This is a genomic window from Dietzia natronolimnaea, assembly GCF_002289575.1.
GTDB classification, from domain to species: Bacteria; Actinomycetota; Actinomycetes; order Mycobacteriales; family Mycobacteriaceae; genus Dietzia; species Dietzia natronolimnaea_A.
This window is the reverse complement of sequence record NZ_NTGA01000005.1, coordinates 136,410-155,465: the sequence shown is the minus strand read 5'-3', so window position 1 is coordinate 155,465 and position 19,056 is coordinate 136,410. Positions and strand designations below refer to the sequence as shown.

16 protein-coding genes are annotated in these 19,056 nt (G+C 70.7%); 11 read left to right on the top strand and 5 right to left on the bottom strand.

Annotation, left to right across the window (positions count from 1 at the left end):
* Positions 1–163 precede the first annotated feature (163 nt).
* The gene (locus CEY15_RS03470) at positions 164–1,189 is read right to left on the bottom strand and encodes an asparaginase (RefSeq protein ID WP_245847189.1); all 1,026 of its coding nucleotides are present in this window, start codon (positions 1,187–1,189) and stop codon (positions 164–166) included.
* A gap of 131 nt (positions 1,190–1,320) precedes the next feature.
* Between CEY15_RS03470 and CEY15_RS03465 the strand changes: the two genes are divergently transcribed.
* A complete protein-coding gene (locus tag CEY15_RS03465) occupies positions 1,321–1,815 on the top strand; it encodes a hypothetical protein (RefSeq protein ID WP_095717318.1) in 495 nt (164 codons plus the stop codon).
* A 39-nt stretch (positions 1,816–1,854) separates the two neighbouring features.
* On the opposite strand, the gene CEY15_RS03460 is transcribed toward CEY15_RS03465, so the two are convergent.
* On the bottom strand, positions 1,855–2,853 hold the full coding sequence (locus tag CEY15_RS03460; RefSeq protein WP_095717317.1) for a hypothetical protein: 999 nt from the start codon (positions 2,851–2,853) through the stop codon (positions 1,855–1,857).
* Between the two features lie 71 nt (positions 2,854–2,924).
* Here CEY15_RS03460 and lspA point away from each other — a divergent pair, with 71 nt between their 5' ends.
* From lspA to ilvA, 6 genes are read left to right on the top strand one after another with little or no spacing between them, the layout of a single operon-like run.
* A complete protein-coding gene (gene lspA, locus CEY15_RS03455; RefSeq protein ID WP_095717316.1) occupies positions 2,925–3,500 on the top strand; it encodes a signal peptidase II in 576 nt (191 codons plus the stop codon).
* On the top strand, positions 3,493–4,419 hold the full coding sequence (locus CEY15_RS03450) for an RluA family pseudouridine synthase (RefSeq protein WP_095717315.1): 927 nt from the start codon (positions 3,493–3,495) through the stop codon (positions 4,417–4,419). Before lspA ends, CEY15_RS03450 begins: the two co-directional genes overlap by 8 nt.
* The gene (locus tag CEY15_RS03445) at positions 4,416–5,243 is read left to right on the top strand and encodes a hypothetical protein (protein ID WP_245847186.1); all 828 of its coding nucleotides are present in this window, start codon (positions 4,416–4,418) and stop codon (positions 5,241–5,243) included. The genes CEY15_RS03450 and CEY15_RS03445 overlap by 4 nt, the downstream gene beginning before the upstream one ends.
* Before the next feature lie 16 nt (positions 5,244–5,259).
* Complete coding sequence (gene rarD / locus CEY15_RS03440; protein ID WP_095717314.1) at positions 5,260–6,237, top strand: EamA family transporter RarD; 978 nt, start codon at positions 5,260–5,262, stop codon at positions 6,235–6,237.
* Between the two features lie 12 nt (positions 6,238–6,249).
* Positions 6,250–9,804: a DNA polymerase III subunit alpha gene (dnaE, locus tag CEY15_RS03435; RefSeq protein ID WP_095717313.1), complete on the top strand. Its 3,555-nt coding sequence runs from the start codon at positions 6,250–6,252 to the stop codon at positions 9,802–9,804.
* A 42-nt stretch (positions 9,805–9,846) separates the two neighbouring features.
* A complete protein-coding gene (gene ilvA, locus CEY15_RS03430; RefSeq protein ID WP_095717312.1) occupies positions 9,847–11,121 on the top strand; it encodes a threonine ammonia-lyase IlvA in 1,275 nt (424 codons plus the stop codon).
* A 6-nt stretch (positions 11,122–11,127) separates the two neighbouring features.
* Here the strand turns inward: ilvA and treZ are convergent, their stop codons facing one another.
* Positions 11,128–12,906, bottom strand: coding sequence for a malto-oligosyltrehalose trehalohydrolase (treZ, locus tag CEY15_RS03425; RefSeq protein WP_095717311.1), 1,779 nt, complete (start codon positions 12,904–12,906; stop codon positions 11,128–11,130).
* 54 nt (positions 12,907–12,960) lie between these two features.
* Between treZ and CEY15_RS03420 the strand changes: the two genes are divergently transcribed.
* Together CEY15_RS03420 and CEY15_RS03415 are read left to right on the top strand one after the other, a co-directional pair.
* Positions 12,961–13,638 carry an IMPACT family protein gene (locus CEY15_RS03420; RefSeq protein WP_095717310.1) on the top strand — a complete coding sequence of 226 codons (678 nt, stop codon included), beginning with the start codon at positions 12,961–12,963 and terminating at the stop codon, positions 13,636–13,638.
* 4 nt (positions 13,639–13,642) lie between these two features.
* The gene (locus CEY15_RS03415) at positions 13,643–13,879 is read left to right on the top strand and encodes a hypothetical protein (RefSeq protein ID WP_095717309.1); all 237 of its coding nucleotides are present in this window, start codon (positions 13,643–13,645) and stop codon (positions 13,877–13,879) included.
* A 55-nt stretch (positions 13,880–13,934) separates the two neighbouring features.
* Here CEY15_RS03415 and CEY15_RS03410 read toward each other — a convergent pair whose 3' ends face one another.
* The gene (locus tag CEY15_RS03410) at positions 13,935–14,609 is read right to left on the bottom strand and encodes a nitroreductase (protein ID WP_095717308.1); all 675 of its coding nucleotides are present in this window, start codon (positions 14,607–14,609) and stop codon (positions 13,935–13,937) included.
* A 428-nt stretch (positions 14,610–15,037) separates the two neighbouring features.
* On the opposite strand from CEY15_RS03410, the gene CEY15_RS03405 reads away from it, so the two are divergent.
* Both CEY15_RS03405 and CEY15_RS03400 read left to right on the top strand, forming a co-directional pair.
* Positions 15,038–15,967: a type IV toxin-antitoxin system AbiEi family antitoxin domain-containing protein gene (locus CEY15_RS03405; protein WP_095717307.1), complete on the top strand. Its 930-nt coding sequence runs from the start codon at positions 15,038–15,040 to the stop codon at positions 15,965–15,967.
* Positions 15,968–16,131: 164 nt separating this feature from the next.
* A complete protein-coding gene (locus CEY15_RS03400; RefSeq protein ID WP_017836122.1) occupies positions 16,132–16,497 on the top strand; it encodes an RNA-binding S4 domain-containing protein in 366 nt (121 codons plus the stop codon).
* Positions 16,498–16,565: 68 nt separating this feature from the next.
* Here CEY15_RS03400 and treY read toward each other — a convergent pair whose 3' ends face one another.
* The gene (treY, locus tag CEY15_RS03395) at positions 16,566–19,055 is read right to left on the bottom strand and encodes a malto-oligosyltrehalose synthase (protein WP_095717306.1); all 2,490 of its coding nucleotides are present in this window, start codon (positions 19,053–19,055) and stop codon (positions 16,566–16,568) included.
* Position 19,056: the final 1 nt, after the last annotated feature.

Genomic DNA, 19,056 nt, shown 5'->3' with positions numbered 1-19,056 from the left:
GGGGGGGGGGGGGGGGGGGGGGGGGGGAGTCTGCTCTGCCACCGCGCATACCCAGCTGTACCCCGGGTGCGCTGTCCGTCTGGACCGATCCGGCCGCGTAACCCCTCACGAACCGGACGAAGAGCCCGCGCACCCCGCGGGGGCGTCGGAGACAGGATGATCCTCAGCTGTAGAGGTGGTACCTGGACCACTGCGCCCGGACCGAAGCGGCGCCGGCACCGTCCTCGGTGAGGGAGAGCAGCGCGGCGAGCAGGACCCGTGCCTGGGAGGAGCGCAGGTAACCGCAGCTCAGAACGCCTCGCCTCGCGAGATCCGCCCCGCCGCCGGGGCCCGAGTACGTGGGCGTCGCCTCGCCCCGCGGGACGCGGGTCGAGGTCGCCACCACGATGTCCGGGCGCTCCACGGCCAGGTCTGCAACGGCCTCGGCCACCAGTGGGGGCAGGTTGCCGGACCCGGTCCCCTCGAGGACCAGCCCGCGGGCCCCGGCGTCCACGCAGGCCCGCAGCGCCACGGCGTCCGAGCCGGGCGGGCAGGACACCACGTCCACCCGGGTCCCGGAGAACCGGGCCCGGCCGGGCAGGGTGGGCCGTTCGAGCTCCGGTGGCAGGCCCTCGACCGGCTGGTCCGGGGCGTTGCGGGCAAAGGCGACGGGCTCCGTGGTGTGCCACTTGCGGACCCCTCGGGCCTGGAGGATCGCCCGTCCCAGCACCACCAGGACGCCGAGACCACGTGAGACCGGGTCGGCCGCGAGCAGCACCGCGTCGAGGAGGTTCGCGGGCCCGTCGGACTCGGGGTGGTCGGCGGGCAGCTGGGCACCGGTGACCGCCACCGGCCGGGGGTCGCTGTGGTGGAGGTCCAGCGCCATGACCGTCTCCTCCAGCGTGTCCGTCCCGTGGGCCACCACGACCCCGGCCACCTCCGGATCGACGAGGACGTCCGCGACCGCGTCGACGAGGCCGTCCCACTCCGCGGGGCCGAACGTCGACGAGTCGGCGTCGAGCACGGCCCGCGCACTCACCCGGATCGAGGCCGGCAGCGCGGAGCGCAGCCCCTCGAGCATGGCCTGCGTCGCCGCGGCCGAGTCGCCCGCCACCACCGCCCCTCCCGGCACTGTGGAGGCGGTGATCGTCCCGCCGGTGGTGCAGATCACGACGTGGGGGGTATCGGTGCTGGTCTCGACGCTGGTCACCCGGTCCACAGTGGTGGGCTCCGGGCTCGTCGTCAACCACCCGGGCCGTGGACGGTGGAACAATGGAGCGTCGGTATCCGTTGGGCTGTTGAACGGCCCGACAGTTGCACATCACGACGAAAGGACCATGCGTGAGTCTTCGACGGACCATCGCCGCAGTCTCCCTCTCCGCCTTCGCCCTGGGCGGTCTCGCCGCATGCGGCGGGGATGACGACGGAGGGCGCGAGACGGCACCGGCCCCCACCGCGACCGAGCAGACGGCCGCCCCCGTGCCCACCGCCGAGGAGCTGACCCAGCTGCTCGCCCGGGCCTCCGACCCGGCGGTGCCGGTGGAGGAGAAGGTCGACCTGGTCGAGGGCGGCGCCGAGGCGCCGGAGCTCTTCGATCAGATCGCCGCGCTCAAGGCCGAGCAGGGCGCCGACGTGATCATCACCGGCGCCGCCGAGGGCGACATCCCCGGCACGCTCATCGCGAACGCGGTGATCATCCAGCCCGGCCAGGAGGACATCAACGTCCAGGCCCAGTTCATCCAGCAGGGCGGTCAGTGGCAGTTGCAGCAGTCCTTCGCCTGTGCGCTCATCACCAACGCGGGGCTCGAACCGCCGGCCACCTGCCAGGTCGCCTGATCTCCTGAAGACCCCGCCGGGTCCACCCCCCGCGGGGTCTCACCCGGCGGTGCGGAACTCCAGCACCGAGTCCTCGACGTAGGTCGTGCGTCGGCCTGAACCCGGGTCCACGTACACGGCCCGCGTCGAGGACTCCGTCGTCCCGTCGACCGGCAGTGGCGCGCGGAGGTCCACGGTGAGTTCACCCGACCCCGTCACCTCGTACGCCTCGACCTCCAGCGTGACGCCCGGGCCGCCATCCGGTGCCGGTGCGTCCAGGGTCGCGGCGGCGTCGGGTGCCGCCAGTTCCATCGACACGGTGGCGACGTCGCCGTCGAGGGCGGTCAGCTCGTAGGTCACGGCCCGCTCCGGCGCCACCGCGTCCTCGACGCTGCGGGTGACGGTCCACCGGGCCCCCACCCCGATCGCCTCGGTCGGCCACGCGACGGTCGCGTCGGATACGGAGTTCGCCGTGATCTCGACCCCCGCCCGCGCGGCGTCCGTCGCGGTGGCCGGCGCCTCCAACGACAGGCCGCGCACGATGCCGTCGGCACTGCGGGTCCAGGTGACCGCGAACCCTGGAGCGGTGGCGAACTGGGCGGAACGGAGCTCGTCCACGGAGGTGAATTCCCGGGCCGTGACGGTGGCCCGCTGGGCGCCGTCGACGTCCGGCTCCGACAGGCCCTCGACGGTCAGTGTCTGCTCGGGGGTCTCGTCGACCCTCGTCTCCGCGCCCGGGACGGTCGTGCGAGCCGACGCGGACCTGGTGACGGCGACGGTCACGGCGTCGCGGGACGGGGCGTAGGCCATCACCCGCAGCTCGCCCGAGCCCTCGTCGAGGAGCTCGACCGTGGGGGCGGGTCCGGGGTCGACCTCCACCGCGGGCTCGAGAGCCTGGCCCTCCTGTGCGGCGACGGTGTCGTCCACGGCGGCGTCGCCCTCGTCCGCGCATGCGGCGGTGGAGGCCACGAGCGCGGTGGCCAGTGCGGCGACGAGCAGTCGCCGACCGGAACGGACGGGTCGGGGACGGCCGGAGGCGGAGGGCGTTCGGGGGTTCACGACCCCCGAGCCTAGAGGGTCGGTCCACCGCACCCGGCGGCCCCGCCGGGGGATCAGGGATACTGGAGCGCATGACGGAGACCAACGGGACGCGGGCCGATGCGGCGGGGACGACGCCCGGTGGGACCGGTGCCCGATACTTCAGGGCGGGGCCGGCGGCCATGCTGGTGATCGCGGCGGTGATCGTGGCGGTGGACCAGGCGACCAAGGCGCTGGCGGTGTGGGGTCTCGAGGGGCAGGACCCGATCCGGATCGTCGGTGATTCCGTGCGGCTCCTCCTGCTCCGCAACCCCGGCGCGGCCTTCTCGATGGGCACGGGGTCGACCGTCGTGCTGAGTCTCGTGGCCACCGTGGTCGTGCTGGGACTGCTGTGGTTCTCGCGCCGGGTCCACTCGAGGTGGTGGGCGTGGGGGCTCGGGTTGATCCTGGGTGGCGCCGCGGGCAATCTCGTGGACCGCTACGTCCGCGCTCCCGGCTTCCTGGAGGGCCACGTGGTGGACTTCGTCTCGGTGGGCTGGTGGCCGGTGTTCAACGTCGCCGATTCGAGTCTGGTCATCGGTGTGGTCGTGGTGGCCGTCGCCGTGTTCAAGGGAGTGGAGTTCGACGGCTCACGTGGGCCGGCGGAGAAGGTCACGAAGGATGGGTGAGCTGCGCACCTTCCCCGTCCCGGACGGTCTCGACGGGATGAGGGTGGACGCCGGTGTCTCCCGCCTCCTCGGACTCTCCCGTACCGCGGTCGCCGATCTCGCCGGGCAGGGCAAGGTGCTGGTCGACGGCCGGGCGGTGGGTAAGTCCGACAAGCTCACCGGGATGTCGTGGATCGAGGTCGAGATGCCCGATCCGCGGGCCGAACCCGCGGTGGTCGCCGAGCCGGTCGAAGGGATGGCCGTCGTCTACTCGGATGCCGACCTCGTCGTCGTCGATAAACCCGTCGGCGTGGCCGCCCACGCCTCCGTGGGCTGGACCGGCCCCACCGTGATCGGTGGGCTGGCGGCCGCCGGATACCGCATCTCCACCTCGGGGCCGCCGGAGCGCAAGGGGATCGTCCACCGACTCGACGTGGGCACGTCCGGACTGATGGTCGTGGCGGCCTCCGAGCGGGCGTACACGCTGCTCAAACGGGCGTTCCGCGACCGCACCGTGGACAAGACCTACCACGCTCTCGTGCAGGGACATCCCGATCCGCTGTCCGGGACGATCGACGCGCCCATCGGCCGCCACACCTCCAACGACTGGAGGTTCGCGGTCACCTCCGACGGCAAGCACTCCATCACGCATTACGACACGCTCGAGGCGCACCAGGCGGCAACGCTCGTCGAGGTCAAGCTCGAGACCGGTCGCACCCATCAGATCCGCGTCCACTTCTCGGCCCTCCACCACCCGTGCGCGGGCGACCTCACCTACGGCGCGGACCCGGTGCTGGCGAAGCGGCTGGGGCTGGAGCGGCAGTGGCTGCACGCGGTGGGGCTCGGCTTCGACCACCCGGGCACCGGTGAACGCGTGGACTTCACCAGCCCGTACCCCGACGATCTCCAGCACGCGCTGGACGCCCTGCGCGCGGCGTGAGCAGCCCTGCCCCGGCAGCCGACCGCTCCACGCCCCGGTCGGTCGCGCTGAGGGCTCTCACGGTCGCGGGCGTGGGCGTGGTGATCGTCCTGGCACTGGTCGCCGTCCTCACCGCGCTGCGCACCGAGCTCCCGCGCACTCCCGGGGCGATGAGCGATGCACTGGGACCCGAGAACGGTGAACCGGTCGACGACTACCTGGCGCGTGACGCGAGCTCCTTAAGGCACGACGGCGAAATGGTTGACGACGGTGAGCTGGGTGACGACGGCGAGGACCCCGCCACCGGAGCGGACGCCCACCGCTGGGCGCTCGTGACCGCCGCCCGGCCGTGGTCCGCCGCGGAGGCGGCCGCCGTGGTCCGTGGCCTGCCCAGGGTCTCCGGGCTCTATGTCCAGGTGCCGGTCGACGGCGTGGCGATGCCCGTGACCGGGGTGACGCTGGCCGAGCCGGTGTCGGGGGAGTCGGGCCGTGAGCCGGTGTTCGACCGAGGCCTCGATGACGTGGCGCACCGGTTGGACGCAGTGATCCCCACCGGGCCCGAGCGACCGGATGGGGGGCAGGCTCCGCCCGACGCCGACCGGGCGGCCAAGGCGGCCGCGCTCACCGCCGCGCGGATCCGATCAGGGGAGCCGGCGATCATCGGTCTGCTCGCCCGGGGTACCCCGGCGCAGCTGAGTAACGCGGCCGGCCGGCCGTCGGTGCGGGCCGTCGAGGCGCTGCCCCCCGACGCGGTGTGGCAGCGGTTCGCCGTCCGGCCCCTCCAACCACAGCAGGTGGACGCCGCGTTCCCGCTGCCGGACGACGCGCCCGTCCCCTCGGCGTGAACCAGAGGGAGCCGAGATGGCACCGGTGAGCGAGCGTGGTGGGGCGACCGGGGGGCAGGACTCCGCCGATCGCTCCGTGGCGCTCGGGATGCTCGCCGGGGTCTGTGCGTACACGCTCTGGGGGTTCTTCCCCGCGTTCTTCCCGTTGCTCGAACCCGCCGGTGCGGTCGAGATCGTGGGCCACCGCGTCGTGTGGTCGCTGGTGATCATGGCGCTGGTGCTCACCGTCACCCGGCGGTGGCGGCAGCTGTGGGCCCTCGACCGTCTCTCGTGGGCGCGAATCACCGGGGCCGCCGCGTTCATCACCGTGAACTGGGGTGTCTACGTCCACACGGTCAATTCCGAACGGGTCACCGAGGCCGCGCTCGGGTACACGATCAACCCCCTGGTGAGCGTCCTCCTCGGGGTCCTGATCTTCCGCGAGCGGCTGAACCGGCCCCAGGTGGTCGCGGTGGCCCTCGCCGTGGTCGCGGTGGGCGTTCTCACCGTGGGGTACGGACACGTCCCGTACCTCTCGCTGCTCCTCGCGACGAGTTTCGGGTTCTACGGGGTCTTCAAGAAGAAGCTCCGCGGGGACCCGGTGGTCGGGATGACCGGGGAGGTGCTGGTCATCGGCCCGCTGGCCCTGTCCGTGCTGGTGTGGCTGGGTGTGACCGGCGCGGGGACCTTCACCGGACACGGGGTGGGCCACTCGGCTCTCCTGGCCGCCTCCGGGGTGGTGACCGTGGTGCCCCTGCTCCTGTTCGCGACGGCCGCCCAGCGCATCCCCCTGGCCACCGTGGGAATGCTGCAGTACATCATCCCGATCCTGCAGATGGCCTGGGGACTGCTGGTGGTGGGCGAGCGGCTGGACGCGGTCCAGTGGACCGGTTTCGCGCTGATCTGGACCGCGGTGATCGCGTTCACGCTGGCGGGGCGGACGCCACGCTCGGTGCGTGCTGGGGTTTCGGGTCGTGTCGGTGCGCCGACCTACACTGGGCCGGACAAGCCGTAGGAGGAATGCTGCGTGGGCGGATCCCAGTTCGTGCATCTGCACAATCACACCGAGTTCTCGATGCTCGACGGGATGGCGCAGATCACCCCGATGTTCGCCGAGGCCTCCAGGCTCGGGATGCCGGCGGTGGGCATGACCGACCACGGGAACATGTACGGGTCCTCGGACTTCTACAAGCAGGCCGTCAAGACCGGCATCAAGCCCATCATCGGTATCGAGGCATACGTCGCCCCCGAGTCCAGGCTCAACAAGAAGCGCGTGACGTGGGGCGAGAAGCACCAGAAGGGTGACGACGTCGCCGGGTCGGGCGCCTACACCCACATGACCATGCTCGCCGAGAACGCCACCGGGCTGCGCAACCTGTTCCTGCTGTCCTCCCTGGCCTCGTACGAGGGTCAACTGGGCAAGTGGGCCCGCATGGACGCCGAGATCCTGGCCGAGCACTCCGAGGGGATCATCGCCACCTCCGGATGTCCTTCCGGAGAGATCCAGACCCGCCTGCGCCTCGGTCAGCGCAAGGAGGCCTACGAGGCGGCCGAGAAGTGGCAGTCGATCTTCGGGAAGGACAACTTCTTCCTGGAGCTCATGGACCACGGGATCGACATCGAGCGGCGGGTCCGGGAGGACCTGATCACACTGGGCAGGGACCTGGGCATGCCGCCGCTGGTGACCAACGACTGTCACTACGTGACCCGCGAACAGGCCCACGCCCACGAGGCGATGCTGTGCGTGCAGACGGGCAAGACCCTCGCCGACGAGAACCGTTTCAAGTTCGACGGCGACGGGTACTTTCTCAAGTCGGCCGACGAGATGCGCGCGCAGTGGGACCCCGAGATCCCCGGTGGGTGCGACAACACGCTGTGGATCGCCGAACGCGTCCAGCCGTACGACGAGATCTGGGCGCCGAAGGACCGGATGCCCAAGTTCCCCGTCCCCGAGGGCGAGACGGAGGACACGTGGCTGGCCCGTGAGGTCCACAAGGGTCTGGAATGGCGCTTCCCCGCCGGGGTACCGCAGGAGTACCTGGACCGCGCGCAGTTCGAGCTCGAGGTGATCAAGGGCAAGGGGTACCCCGGGTACTTCCTCGTGGTCGGTGACCTCATCGAGTACGCCCGATCCATCGGGATCAAGGTCGGCCCGGGCCGCGGCTCGGCGGCGGGCGCGCTCGTGGCCTACGCACTCAAGATCACCAACATCGACCCGATCGAGCACGGCCTGCTGTTCGAGAGATTCCTCAACCCGGAGCGCCCGTCCGCGCCGGATATCGATATCGACTTCGACGACCGCCGCCGCGGCGAGATGATCCGCTACGCCAGCGACAAATGGGGCTCGGACAAGATCGCCCAGGTCATCACGTTCGGCACCATCAAGACCAAGGCCGCTATCAAGGACGCCGCCCGCGTGAACTTCGGCCAACCCGGCTACGCGATCGCCGACCGGATCACCAAGGCCCTGCCGCCGGCGATCATGGCCAAGGACATCCCCCTGTCGGGCATCACCGACCCCAAGCACGAGCGCTACGGCGAGGCCTCGGAGGTCCGGCAGCTCATCGAGACGGATCCGGACGTCAAGCGGATCTACGACACCGCCCGCGGGCTGGAGGGCATGGTCCGCCAGGCGGGCGTCCACGCGTGTGCGGTGATCATGTCCTCCGAGCCGCTGCTCGACGTGATCCCCATGTGGAAGCGTGCCCAGGACGGCGCCCTCATCACCGGGTGGGACTACCCCTCGTGCGAGGACATCGGCCTGCTCAAGATGGACTTCCTGGGCCTGCGCAACCTCACGGTGATCGGCGACTGCCTGGAGAACATCAAGTCCAACCGCGGCGAGGAGATCGACCTCGACACGCTCAGCACCGACGACCAGGCGACCTACGACCTGCTGGCCAGCGGCGACACACTGGGAGTGTTCCAGCTGGACTCCGGCGGCATGCGCGAGCTGCTCAAGCGGATGAAGCCCACCGGCTTCAACGACATCGTGGCCGCCCTCGCCCTGTACCGGCCCGGACCGATGGGGATGGGCACGCACTGGAACTACGCCGACCGCAAGAACGGCAAGCAGGAGCTCACCCCGATCCACCCGGAGCTGGAGGAGCCGCTCAAGGAGATCCTGGGCGAGACCCACGGGCTGATCGTGTACCAGGAGCAGATCATGGCGATCTCCCGCGAACTCGCGGGCTACACGGCCGGTGAGGCCGACGGGTTCCGCAAGGCGATGGGAAAGAAGAAGGCCGAGGTCCTGGCCGCCGAGTACGAGAAGTTCTCCGGTGGCATGGGCGAGCGCGGATTCTCCAAGGAGGCCGTGGACGCTCTGTGGGGCACCATCGAGCCGTTCGCCTCCTACGCCTTCAACAAGTCCCACGCGGCCGGGTACGGGCTGGTGTCCTTCTGGACCGGCTACCTCAAGGCCAACTACCCCGCGGAGTACATGGCCGCCCTGCTCACCTCCGTGGGCGACGACAAGGACAAGGCCGCGCTGTACCTGTCCAACTGCCGGCAGATGGGGATCCGGGTGCTGCCGCCGTCCGTCAACGAGTCGCTCACCAACTTCGTCTCGGTGGGCGAGGACATCCGCTTCGGGATGGGTGCGGTCCGCAACGTCGGTACGCACGTGGTGGACTCCGTCGTGTCCGCGCGCAAGGAGAAAGGGGAGTTCACCGACTTCTCCGACTACCTGGCGAAGATCGACCAGACCGCGTGCACCAAGAAGGTCACCGAATCGTTGATTAAGGCCGGAGCGTTCGACTCCCTGGGACACCCTCGAAAGGGCTTGTTCCTGGTCCACGCCGACGCGGTCGAGTCGGTGATGTCCACCAAGAAGGCCGAGGCGGTGGGCCAGTTCGACCTGTTCGGCGGAGGGGACGCGGAGGACGCCGGGGGAGCCTCGGCGTTCAGCGACGTCTTCGCGGTCCGGGTCCCCGACGAGGAGTGGGACATCAAGCAGAAGCTGGCGCTCGAGCGGGAGATGCTGGGACTGTACGTCTCGGGCCACCCCCTCGACGGGCTGGAGTCCGCGCTCGCCGCCAAGACCGACACGTCGATCGCCACCATCCACGAGGGCGAGCTCCCGCACGGCACCGCGGTGACGATCGGCGGGATCATCTCCGGCGTGGACCGGCGGGTCAACAAGAACGGCGAACCGTGGGCGATCGTGACGATCGAGGACTTCAACGGCAGCGTCGAGGTGCTGTTCTTCCCCAAGACCTATCGCCTCGCCGCCCTCGACATCGCCGAGGACGCCGTCGTCCTGGTCAAGGCTCGCATCAACATCCGCGAGGACCGGGTCTCGGTGTTCGGCGACACCCTCGAGGTGCCGGACCTGGTCGTGGGCGGCAACGGCGCCCCTCTGGCGCTGACGTTGCCCACGAAGATGTGCACCATCGAGACGGTCACCGCCCTCAAGCAGGTCCTCGGGCGGCACCCCGGACCCTCGGACGTCCACCTACGGTTGGTCAACGGGAACTCGTCCACGGTGTTGCGTCTGGACGACCATCTGCGGGTCGAGACGTCGTCCTCGCTCATGGGGGACCTCAAGGCGCTCCTCGGGCCGGGCTGCCTCACCGGATGACCAGTTGGCGGTGACAGACCGCGCGGTGGGACACTGGTCGTCGTGACCGTGACCGACTCCGCCGCGACCCAGGTCGTGACCCCCGACGACATCGACACCGCTGCCCGCCGCATCGGCGATGTGATCCTCGCCAGCGAGCTGCACCAGAGCGAGCGGCTGAGCGAGCAGACCGGTGCGACCATCCTGCTCAAGCGCGAGGACCAGCAGGCGGTCCGGTCGTACAAGATTCGCGGCGCATACAACCTGATGTCGCAGCTGACTGGTGACGAGCGCAGCGCCGGAGTGGTGACCGCGAGTGCGGGCAACCACGCCCAGGGCGTCGCCTTCGCCTGCCGGAGCCTCGGGATCAACGGCCGCATCTACGTTCCCACCAACACCCCCAAGCAGAAGCGCGACCGGATCCTCGCCCACGGACGCAACTGGGTGGAGCTGGTGGTCACCGGCGTCAACTTCGACGCGGCTCAGGCCGCCGCCCGGGCGGACGCCGAACGGACCGGCGCGACGATGGTCCCGCCGTTCGACCATCCGGACACCATGGCTGGCCAGGGGACCATCGCGGCGGAGATACTGGCGCAGCTCGACAGCGTCCCCGACGCGGTGGTCGTGCCCGTCGGCGGTGGCGGGCTGGTGGGCGGTCTCGCGACCTACCTGGCGGAGTACGCCCCCGACTGCAAGGTCATCGCGGTGGAACCCGCGGGGGCCCCGTCGCTGACCAGGGCCCTGAAAGCGGGGGAGCCGGTGACCCTGGACACCGTGGACACCTTCGTCGACGGCGCGTCGGTGGCCCGGATCGGCGACTTCCCGTTCGGGGTGATCTCCTCGATGACCGAGCGGATCCAGGTCCTCACCGTGGATGAGGGCGCGGTGTGCACCGCGATGCTGGAGCTGTACCAGAACGAGGGGATCATCGCCGAACCCGCCGGCGCGTTGGCGGTCACCGCACTGGACCAGCTCGACATCGATGAGGGTGCGACGGTCGTCTGCATCATCTCGGGAGGCAACAACGACGTCTCGCGGTACAGCGAGATCATCGAACGCTCGTTGGTCCACCAGGGCCTCAAGCACTACTTCCTGGTCAAGTTCCCCCAAGAACCCGGTCAGCTGCGTCGATTCCTCGACGAGGTGCTGGGGCCGGAGGACGACATCACGCAGTTCGAGTACCTCAAGCGGAACAACCGCGAGTACGGGGCCGCCCTCGTGGGGATCGAACTCGGCTCGGCCACCGGTCTGCACTCCCTGCTCGAACGCATGGACGCCTCGCGTATCGACTGCGAGCGGCTCGAGCCCGGAACCGCGGCGTACGAGTACCTGACCTGAGCCCGGTCACCCCGTCACCGGGCGGGTGCGCACCACCGCGAACCCGAAGGCCTGACAGAAGACGGAGTCGTGGTCGACCACCGCTCCCGAGGTGAGCACCTCCTCGCCGGTGACCGGGACCCTGCTCGGTTCGGTTCCCAGGTTCACCACCAACGCCAGAGAGCCGCGGTGGACGATCAACCAACGACCGTCGTCGGCTTCGACCCCGCACCGCACGCGCACCGCCCCGAGCCACGGATCGCTGAGCTCGGGTTGGGCCCGCCGTAGCGCGATGAGCTCGCGGTACCCGCGCAGGATCCCGGCGTGCTGGTCCTCCGACTGCTCGGACCGGTCCAGCACCGACCGGCGGAACGTCTCCGGGTCCTGGGGGTCGGCCACGGTGGCCGGGTCCCATCCCATCTCGGCGAACTCGCGGGTCCGTCCCCGGCGCACGGCGTCGGCGAGTTCGGGTTCGGGGTGCGAGGTGAAGAAACAGAACGGGGTCCGGGCGCCCCACTCCTCGCCCTGGAACAGCATCGGGGTGAAGGGGGAGCACAGGATGATCGCGGCCTTGGCCAGCTGCTGCGCCGGCGTGAGGTTGACCGACGGCCGATCGCCCGCGGCGCGGTTGCCCACCTGGTCGTGGGTCAGGGTGTAGGCGACGAAGCGGCTGCCCGGCACACGTTCGACGTCCAGCGGGCGGCCGTGCACCCGGCCCCGGAACGCCGACCATGTCCCCGCGTGCAGGAAGGCCCCGGTGAGCACCTGGCGTAACGCCTCGAGGGAGCCGAAATCCGAGTAGTAGCCCTGGCGCTCCCCGGAGACCGCGGCGTGGACGGCGTGGTGCACGTCGTCGTCCCACTGCCCCGTGAGGCCCAGCCCGCCGCCCTCGCGGGAGGTGACCAGCCGCGGGTCGTTCTGGTCCGACTCCGCGATCAGGGACAGCGGTCGTCCGAGGTGTGTCGACAGCGACTCGACCTCCACCGCCAACTGCTCGAGCAGGTGCACGGCCGAGCCGTCGTGCAGGGCGTGGACCGCGTCCAACCGCAGGGCGTCCACGTGGAACTCGTCGAACCAACGCAGGGCGTTGTCGATGATGTACCGGCGCACCTCGCCCGAGTGCGGGCCGTCGAGGTTGAGTCCCGAGCCCCACGGACCGTCGGCCGCGGACAGGTACGGGCCGAACTCCGGGAGGTAGTTCCCGGACGGGCCCAGGTGGTTGTAGACCACGTCCAGGCACACCGCGAGTCCGCGCGCGTGGCAGGCGTCCACGAACTGCTGGAACGCGTCCGGACCGCCGTACGGCTCGTGGACCGCGAACCACGCCACCCCGTCGTACCCCCAGCCGTACTCGCCGTTGAACGCGCCCACCGGCATCACCTCGACCATGTCGACGCCCAGCTCCACCAGGTCGTCGAGGTGATCTATCGCGCTGGTCAGGGTGCCGCCGGGGGAGAAGGTGCCCACATGCATCTCGTAGAGGACCGACCCCGCCAGTTGGCGACCTGTCCAGCGCGCGTCCGTCCAGCGGGCGGCATCCACCCGGTGCACCCGTGAGAGCCCGTGCACGCCATCGGGTTGACGGGCCGACCGCGGGTCGGGACGCGGATCGCTCGTCTCGCCGTCGTCGCCCGTCACCACGAACCCGTAGTCCCTGCCCTGCTCCCGCACGACGGTCGAGCACCACCAGCCGTCGGTGGTGCGGGTCATGGCGATCGGGTCGGCGTCGGCGGAGTCCAGGACCAGGCCGACGGCGTCGGCTGTCGGCGCCCAGACGGAGAAGGTGTCACTGCTCGCGGAGGTCACACCCCCAGGGTAGGGAATGTCAGCGAGCGGGGGCGTCGCGGCGATACTGGTCCGATGACAGACTCCGCGACTGGTGAGCTCAGGCTGTCCGCCGGCCCGGACGTCACCGGTGTGTACGAGGAGAAGCGCTCGAGGTTCCTCGCCGTGATGAGGAGGTGCGACGACGAGGCAGCCGCCCGCGACCTGATCGCCGACCTCCGTCGTGCCCACCCGGACGCGCGCCATCACTGCAGCGCCTTCCTGGTGGACGTCCCGGGGTCCAGCCGGATCGAGCGCTCCAACGACGACGGTGAGCCCTCCGGAACCGCCGGGACCCCCATGCTGGAGGTGTTGCGCGGTAGTGGGCTCACCGGGGTGGGCGTGGTGGTCGTGCGGTGGTTCGGCGGCACCAAGCTCGGGGCCGGCGGGCTCGCGCGGGCGTACGGCGCGGCGGTCTCGGCGGCGATCGAGCAGGCGTGGCGGGACGGGCGGGTCGTCGAGGTGCTCCGCACCCCGGCGTGGCGCGCGGACGTCGACCACGCGCTGGCCGGAGGACTCGAGGGCGCGGTGCGTGCGGCGGGCGCCCGGGTGCTCGGTGTTGAATACGGCACGCGGGTCGCGCTGACCGTGGCCGGAGACATCGACGTGCTGGGGCCGATCCTCGCGACTCGGAGCTCTGGTGGCGTCGATTGGCAGCCCGCGGGGGTGGCGACCACCGAGAACGCGGCGAGTCGCCGGGATATGGAATCCTGATGGTATGAGCATGCAGCCCTACCAGCCGAACTCTATCGAGGCCCAGAAGCAGCAGGTGCGCAAGGATGCGCGCACCACGGCGATCGCGCTGGGCGTGACTGTGGTGGCGCTGCCGATCGCGTTGTTCGCCAGTTCGTTCTTCACCGTGGTGGCGATACTCGCGGGGATCGTCGCGATCTACAAGGGGAACCAGGTGCGCCAGGCCATCTCGGGCAAGCCCAAGAACCGCGAGCTCTACTGACGGACCGAGACCACCCGCTCCCGCTCAGCCGTGGCGGTGGACCACCCGCTCCCGCTCAGCCGTGGCGGCGGACCACGTCGGTGAGGTCCGCGCGGCCGGCCCGGAAGGCGTTGGCCGGGTGCTCCGGGTCCGCGTACCCGAAGGAGATGCCGCACACGATCATCCGGTCCTCACCGATCCCCAGGTGCTCGCGGACCCCGTCGGAGTACAGCGCGAGGGCGGCCTGGGCGCAGGTGGCCACACCGAGTGAGGACGCCGCCGCCAGGAACGTTGCCACGTAGCCCCCACAGTCCACCGCGCCGTAGGTGCCCAGGCCCGCGTCCGAGGTGATCACCGCGACGTGGGGGGCGCCGAAGAACCGGTAGTTCTCCAGCATCTGCGTCAGCCGCGCCTCCTTGTCCGACCGCTCGATGCCCAGCGCGGTGTAGAGGCCGTAGCCGCTGTCCCGTCGACGCTCGCCGTACACGCCGTCGTAGCGCTCGGGTGCCGGAAGGTCCGACCGCATGCCGTTGTTCAGAACGTACTCGGTCAGGTGCGCGGCGAACCCGGAGGTCGCCTGGCCGCTCACCAACTCGACCTGCCATGCCTGCGAGTTGCACCACGACGCCGTGCGCTGGGCCATCTGCAGGATCCGGTCGATCGTCTCCTCTGGGACCGGCTGGGAGGTGAACCCTCGGCAGCTGTAACGGTCGTCGAGGATCTGCTCGAGCGTGGCGGCGGCGTCGGTCATGGACCCTCCAGGTAATGGCGCGAAACTGTGACGCCAGTCTCGCACGGGGCGCCTCGCGACCTGCGCCCGCCACCGCCCACCGCGCCCGCCACCGCCCACCGCGCCCGCCACCGCCCACCGCGCCCGCCACCGCCCACCGCGCCCGCCATCGCCGCTTCCGCCACGATGCGCCCTTCTGGGTGTGTCCCGCCCCCGTAGCTCCGGGGGCAGATAGCGATGCTCGGGGTGCATCGTGCAACCACGGGGTCGTCCGGCATGTGATCGTCCATTGCTTCGTCGGGGCGCCCCGTCTCGCAGGTGATTCTGGTGGTGAGCGCGTCGGAATGCGCGAACGGCGGCGATTCACTCGCGCTGAATCCATCCACACCATCGTTGGGCGCATACCGGACTCGACGGCCCGCCACAGAACCGTGGCACAGCATGAATGCATGACCGGAATCGAAGAACTGCGTTCACGCCTCTTGACCACAGACGACCTGATAGCGAGGGGCGTCAGCGCCCAGGCTCTCAGCAGAGCGGTGTCCACCGGCGCGATGGTCCGTCTGAGACCAGGGTTCTACGTCGACGCGGCCGCCCGAGAACTAGGCCGGGACGATCGACACCTCCTCATGGTCCTCGCCACTGACAGATGTCTCACGGCGCCGGTGTTCACCCACTGGTCGGCCGCACTCGCGCTGGGACTCCCCGCATGGGGACTGCCACTTCGGCAGGTGTCGGTGTCCCGCAACGGCCACGCCCAGCGATCGCGCAACACGAGGCTGACGAGACACGACGTGTCGCCGCTCGACGCGGACGAGATCGTGACCATCGGCGGGCTTCAGGTCACTTCGCCAGATCGGACGGTGGTCGACATCGGAAGATCCTGTGGGCGGGATGCGGGTGTCTCGGCCGCCGATGCCGCTGCCTACGGCGAGTTGGCCACTGCTGACTCACTGCACGTCGCCCTGGACCGGGCGGCGGGTAGGAGCGGGATCAAGAAGGCTCGGGCGGCGATGGAGCTGATGGACGGTCGGAGCGAGAGCGTTGCCGAGACACTGAGCCGGTTGACCTTCTCTGATCACGGCCTGCCGAGGCCGGCGACCCAGGAGAACATTATCGACACACATGGAAATCGAGTCGCCCGCGTCGACTTCCTCTGGCGCGAACACGGGGTGATCGGCGAATGCGATGGGTTCGGGAAGTACTTCGACGGGAACGATCTCAGGGAGGTGAGACGTCGACTCGCGAGGGAGAAGGATCGCGACGCCGAGCTCGTCGCCCTCGGATATCGGGTCATCCACTGGAGGTGGGCAGATCTGGAGAGGCCGTGGATGCTGGCCGAACGGATCCGGCGCGTGCTGCTGGCGGCGGCAGCATGAGGATGAACCCGGTAACCGACCTCCCTTGACACCACATCTCACCGCTGTGGATGATCCGCCCATCCAATTGCGAGTTGCCCCCCGAGCTACGAGGGTGGATCGCAGTCCGAGGGGCGGACCGGGCGCGAACGGCGAGCGGCGACCGGTATCGCTATCCTCCCCGTATGGCGGTGCGGGTGGACGCGTGGACGTGGTCGGTGCGGCTCTTCCCGTCGCGGACCAAGGCGGCGGCGGCCTGCCGCGGCGGGCACGTCAAGGTCAACGGCGAGGCGGTGCAGCCGTCGAAGCCCGTCGTGCCCGGCGATCGCGTCCAGGTGACGGGCACCCTCGGCCGGATTCGCGTCCTCGAGGTCGTGCGGACGGTCAACAAGCGGGTGGGCGCGCCGGTGGCCGCGACCTGCTATATCGACCACTCGCCCCCGCCGCCGCCGAGAGAGGTACTGGCCTCACAACCTCGACGGGACAGGGGAGCGGGGCGACCGACCAAGCGAGAGCGACGCGAGACCGACCGCCTCCAGGGCCGCGGGTAGACCCCTGCGCCTCCGGGGCCGCGGGTAGACCCCTGCGCCTCCGGGGCCGCGGGTAGACCCCCGCGCGGTCAGACGTCGTCGCGGACGATCAGCACGACCGGGCACCCGACCAGCAGGTCGCCGACGTCCACCCGACCCGAGATCACCGAGCCACCCGGGCGAACCACCCAGGTTCCCTCTGGGAGCAGGACCTCGGTTCCGCCGAACTCGCCGGCCCCGACCACCGCGGTGCGCCGTCTGGCGATCATGCCCACCGCGGCACCCCTGTCGACGAGCCTGGTGAACGCCACCACGTCGGCGGCGGCGGGCCCCCGCACAGGAAGCGGGACGTGCGCGCCGGAAGCCATCGCCGCCGGGTGCGCACGACGGAAGCGCAGCGCCTCGCGGACCATCGCGAACTTGGGGTGCCCACTGCGGGCCACCGCACCGGACCGCAGGGGCTCGTAGTCCACGAACCGGCGGTTGTCCGGGTCGACCAGAGAGTCCTCCCACACCTCCGTGCCCTGGTAAACGTCCGGAACCCCGGGGGACAGCAGCTGCGCCGCCTTGGCGATCAACGAGTTGTCCCGTCCGGCGGGGGCGATGCGCTCGACGAACGGGGTGAGCAGCGCCCCACCCGAGTCGAGCAGCGCGTCGATCCACCCGTGGGCGGCGGACTCGAAGTCGCCGTCCTGATCGGTCCAGGTGGTGTGCACGGCCGCCTCACGCAGGGCCTTCTCGGCGTAATCGTGCAGGCGGGACCGCAGGTCGTCGGGCAGGTAGTCGTCCTCCCGGTCGTCGCCCTCCGCATCGTCGCCGGCGGGCCACACGCCCACGATCACCTGGAGGAGGAAGTACCCGGCGTCCTCGGCGGGCGGGGGGAACGCCCGGAACACCTCGGAGACGAGCTGCGCCCACTGCATGGGCAGCTGGGAGAGTACGGAGATGCGGGCCCGCACGTCCTCGCCCCGCTTGGTGTCGTGGGTGCTGAGCGCCGTCATGGCCAGCGGGCAGGCGAGCGCGCGCTCGGCCATCGCGAGGTGGAACGCCTCCACCGGCAGACCCATGCGGCCCGGCGAGCCTCCGACCTCGTTGAGCGAGACCAGGCGGCCGAGCCGGTAGAACAGGCGGTCCTCCTCGGCCTTCGCCGTGGCCGCCCCGGTCACCTGCGCCAACCGGGCCGAGGCTTCGGTTCCACGGGCCAGGGCCCCGGCCACGAGACCCAGCGCGGGAGCCAGCTCGGGGCGGTCGCGGTGCAGGCCGTCCAGGATCGCCGGCAGGGTCCCGCGGAGGACGGGATAGTCCGCGCGATAGGCGGGCGTGCGCTCGATCACCGAGACCAGCGCCTCGCGGAGCAGGGCCTCGTCGTCGTCACCCGTCACCTCGGTCGCCTCGCGGCCGAGGGCGGCGTCCCGCCGCACCGCGCGGGTCAGGCGTCCCAGTTCGGGGGCGAGGTCCTCCAGGACGATCTGCCGCTTGAGGCGGGCGGACTGCTCGTGGACCTGCTCCTCGTCACCGGGGCCGCCGCAGTACCGGGACGCCAGCTCGGTCAACCGCGCCTGGCCGGCGGGATCGACCAGCATCTGGTCGATCAGGCGGAGCGCGTCGTACCCGGTGGTCCCGTCGACGGGCATCGCGGGGTCGAGCACCTCGGCGGGAGCGAGGATCTTCTCCACCAACAGCCACCGGTCGTCGCCGGCCAGCTCGCGGAGCCGTCGCGTGTAGCCCACCGGGTCGGCGAGCCCGTCCGGGTGGTCGACCCGGATCCCGTCGACGAGGTCCTCCTCGCACCAGCGGCGCACCTCGGCGTGAGTGGCGTCGAAGACCGCGGGGTCCTCCTGGCGCAGGCCCGCCAGCCCGGTCACGGTGAAGAACCGCCGGTAGCCCAGGAGCGGCTCCCGCCAGTGGACCAGTCGGTAGTGCTGGCGGTCGTGCACCTGCTGCGCGGTCCCGTCCCCGGTGCCAGGGGCCACCGGGAAGCGATGGTCGTAGAAGTGCAGCTCGGTCTCGGCGCCGTCGGTATCGGAGGTGTCGGTGTCGGTGTCGGCGCGGGAGGGGGTGACGACGACGAGCTGCTCGACGTCCTCCGGTGACCCCAGCACCGGGATCGCTATCCGGCCGTCCGCCCCGTTGGCGGCCTCGGTGTCGAAGTCGAAGTACGTGAAGTACGGCGACTCCGGGCCCCGGCGCAGCGCGTCCCACCACCAGCGGTTCGCCGCCGGACGGTCCACCCCCAGGTGGTTGGGGACGATGTCCACCACCACGCCCAGGTCGTGCTCCCGGCAGGTGGCCCGGAGCGAGCGAAGGGCGTCGATGCCGCCGAGTTCCGCCGCCACCCTGGTCGGGTCCACCACGTCGTACCCGTGGGTCGATCCCGGGGTGGCTTCGAGGATGGGCGACAGGTACACCGAGCCCACGCCGAGATCGGCCAAATAGGGGACCAGGTCCTCGACGTCGGCCAGGACGAACCCCCGGCCCTCCGGATCGGAGGCGGGCGTCCGCAGTTGGACACGGTAGGTGCTGGCCAGGGCCGCACCCCTGCTCAGCGCTCCGGTCCCGGCCTGGTCCGCGTGGGCCACG

What these genes read in the sequence shown, in the direction of transcription:
- CEY15_RS03410 (WP_095717308.1), bottom strand. Translation starts at nt 14,609, where the DNA reads ATGACCGACGCCGCCGCCACGCTCGAGCAGATCCTCGACGACCGTTAC.
- CEY15_RS03405 (WP_095717307.1), top strand. Translation starts at nt 15,038, where the DNA reads ATGACCGGAATCGAAGAACTGCGTTCACGCCTCTTGACCACAGACGAC.
- rarD (WP_095717314.1), top strand. Translation starts at nt 5,260, where the DNA reads ATGGCACCGGTGAGCGAGCGTGGTGGGGCGACCGGGGGGCAGGACTCC.
- lspA (WP_095717316.1), top strand. Translation starts at nt 2,925, where the DNA reads ATGACGGAGACCAACGGGACGCGGGCCGATGCGGCGGGGACGACGCCC.
- CEY15_RS03400 (WP_017836122.1), top strand. Translation starts at nt 16,132, where the DNA reads ATGGCGGTGCGGGTGGACGCGTGGACGTGGTCGGTGCGGCTCTTCCCG.
- CEY15_RS03420 (WP_095717310.1), top strand. Translation starts at nt 12,961, where the DNA reads ATGACAGACTCCGCGACTGGTGAGCTCAGGCTGTCCGCCGGCCCGGAC.
- CEY15_RS03450 (WP_095717315.1), top strand. Translation starts at nt 3,493, where the DNA reads ATGGGTGAGCTGCGCACCTTCCCCGTCCCGGACGGTCTCGACGGGATG.
- CEY15_RS03415 (WP_095717309.1), top strand. Translation starts at nt 13,643, where the DNA reads ATGAGCATGCAGCCCTACCAGCCGAACTCTATCGAGGCCCAGAAGCAG.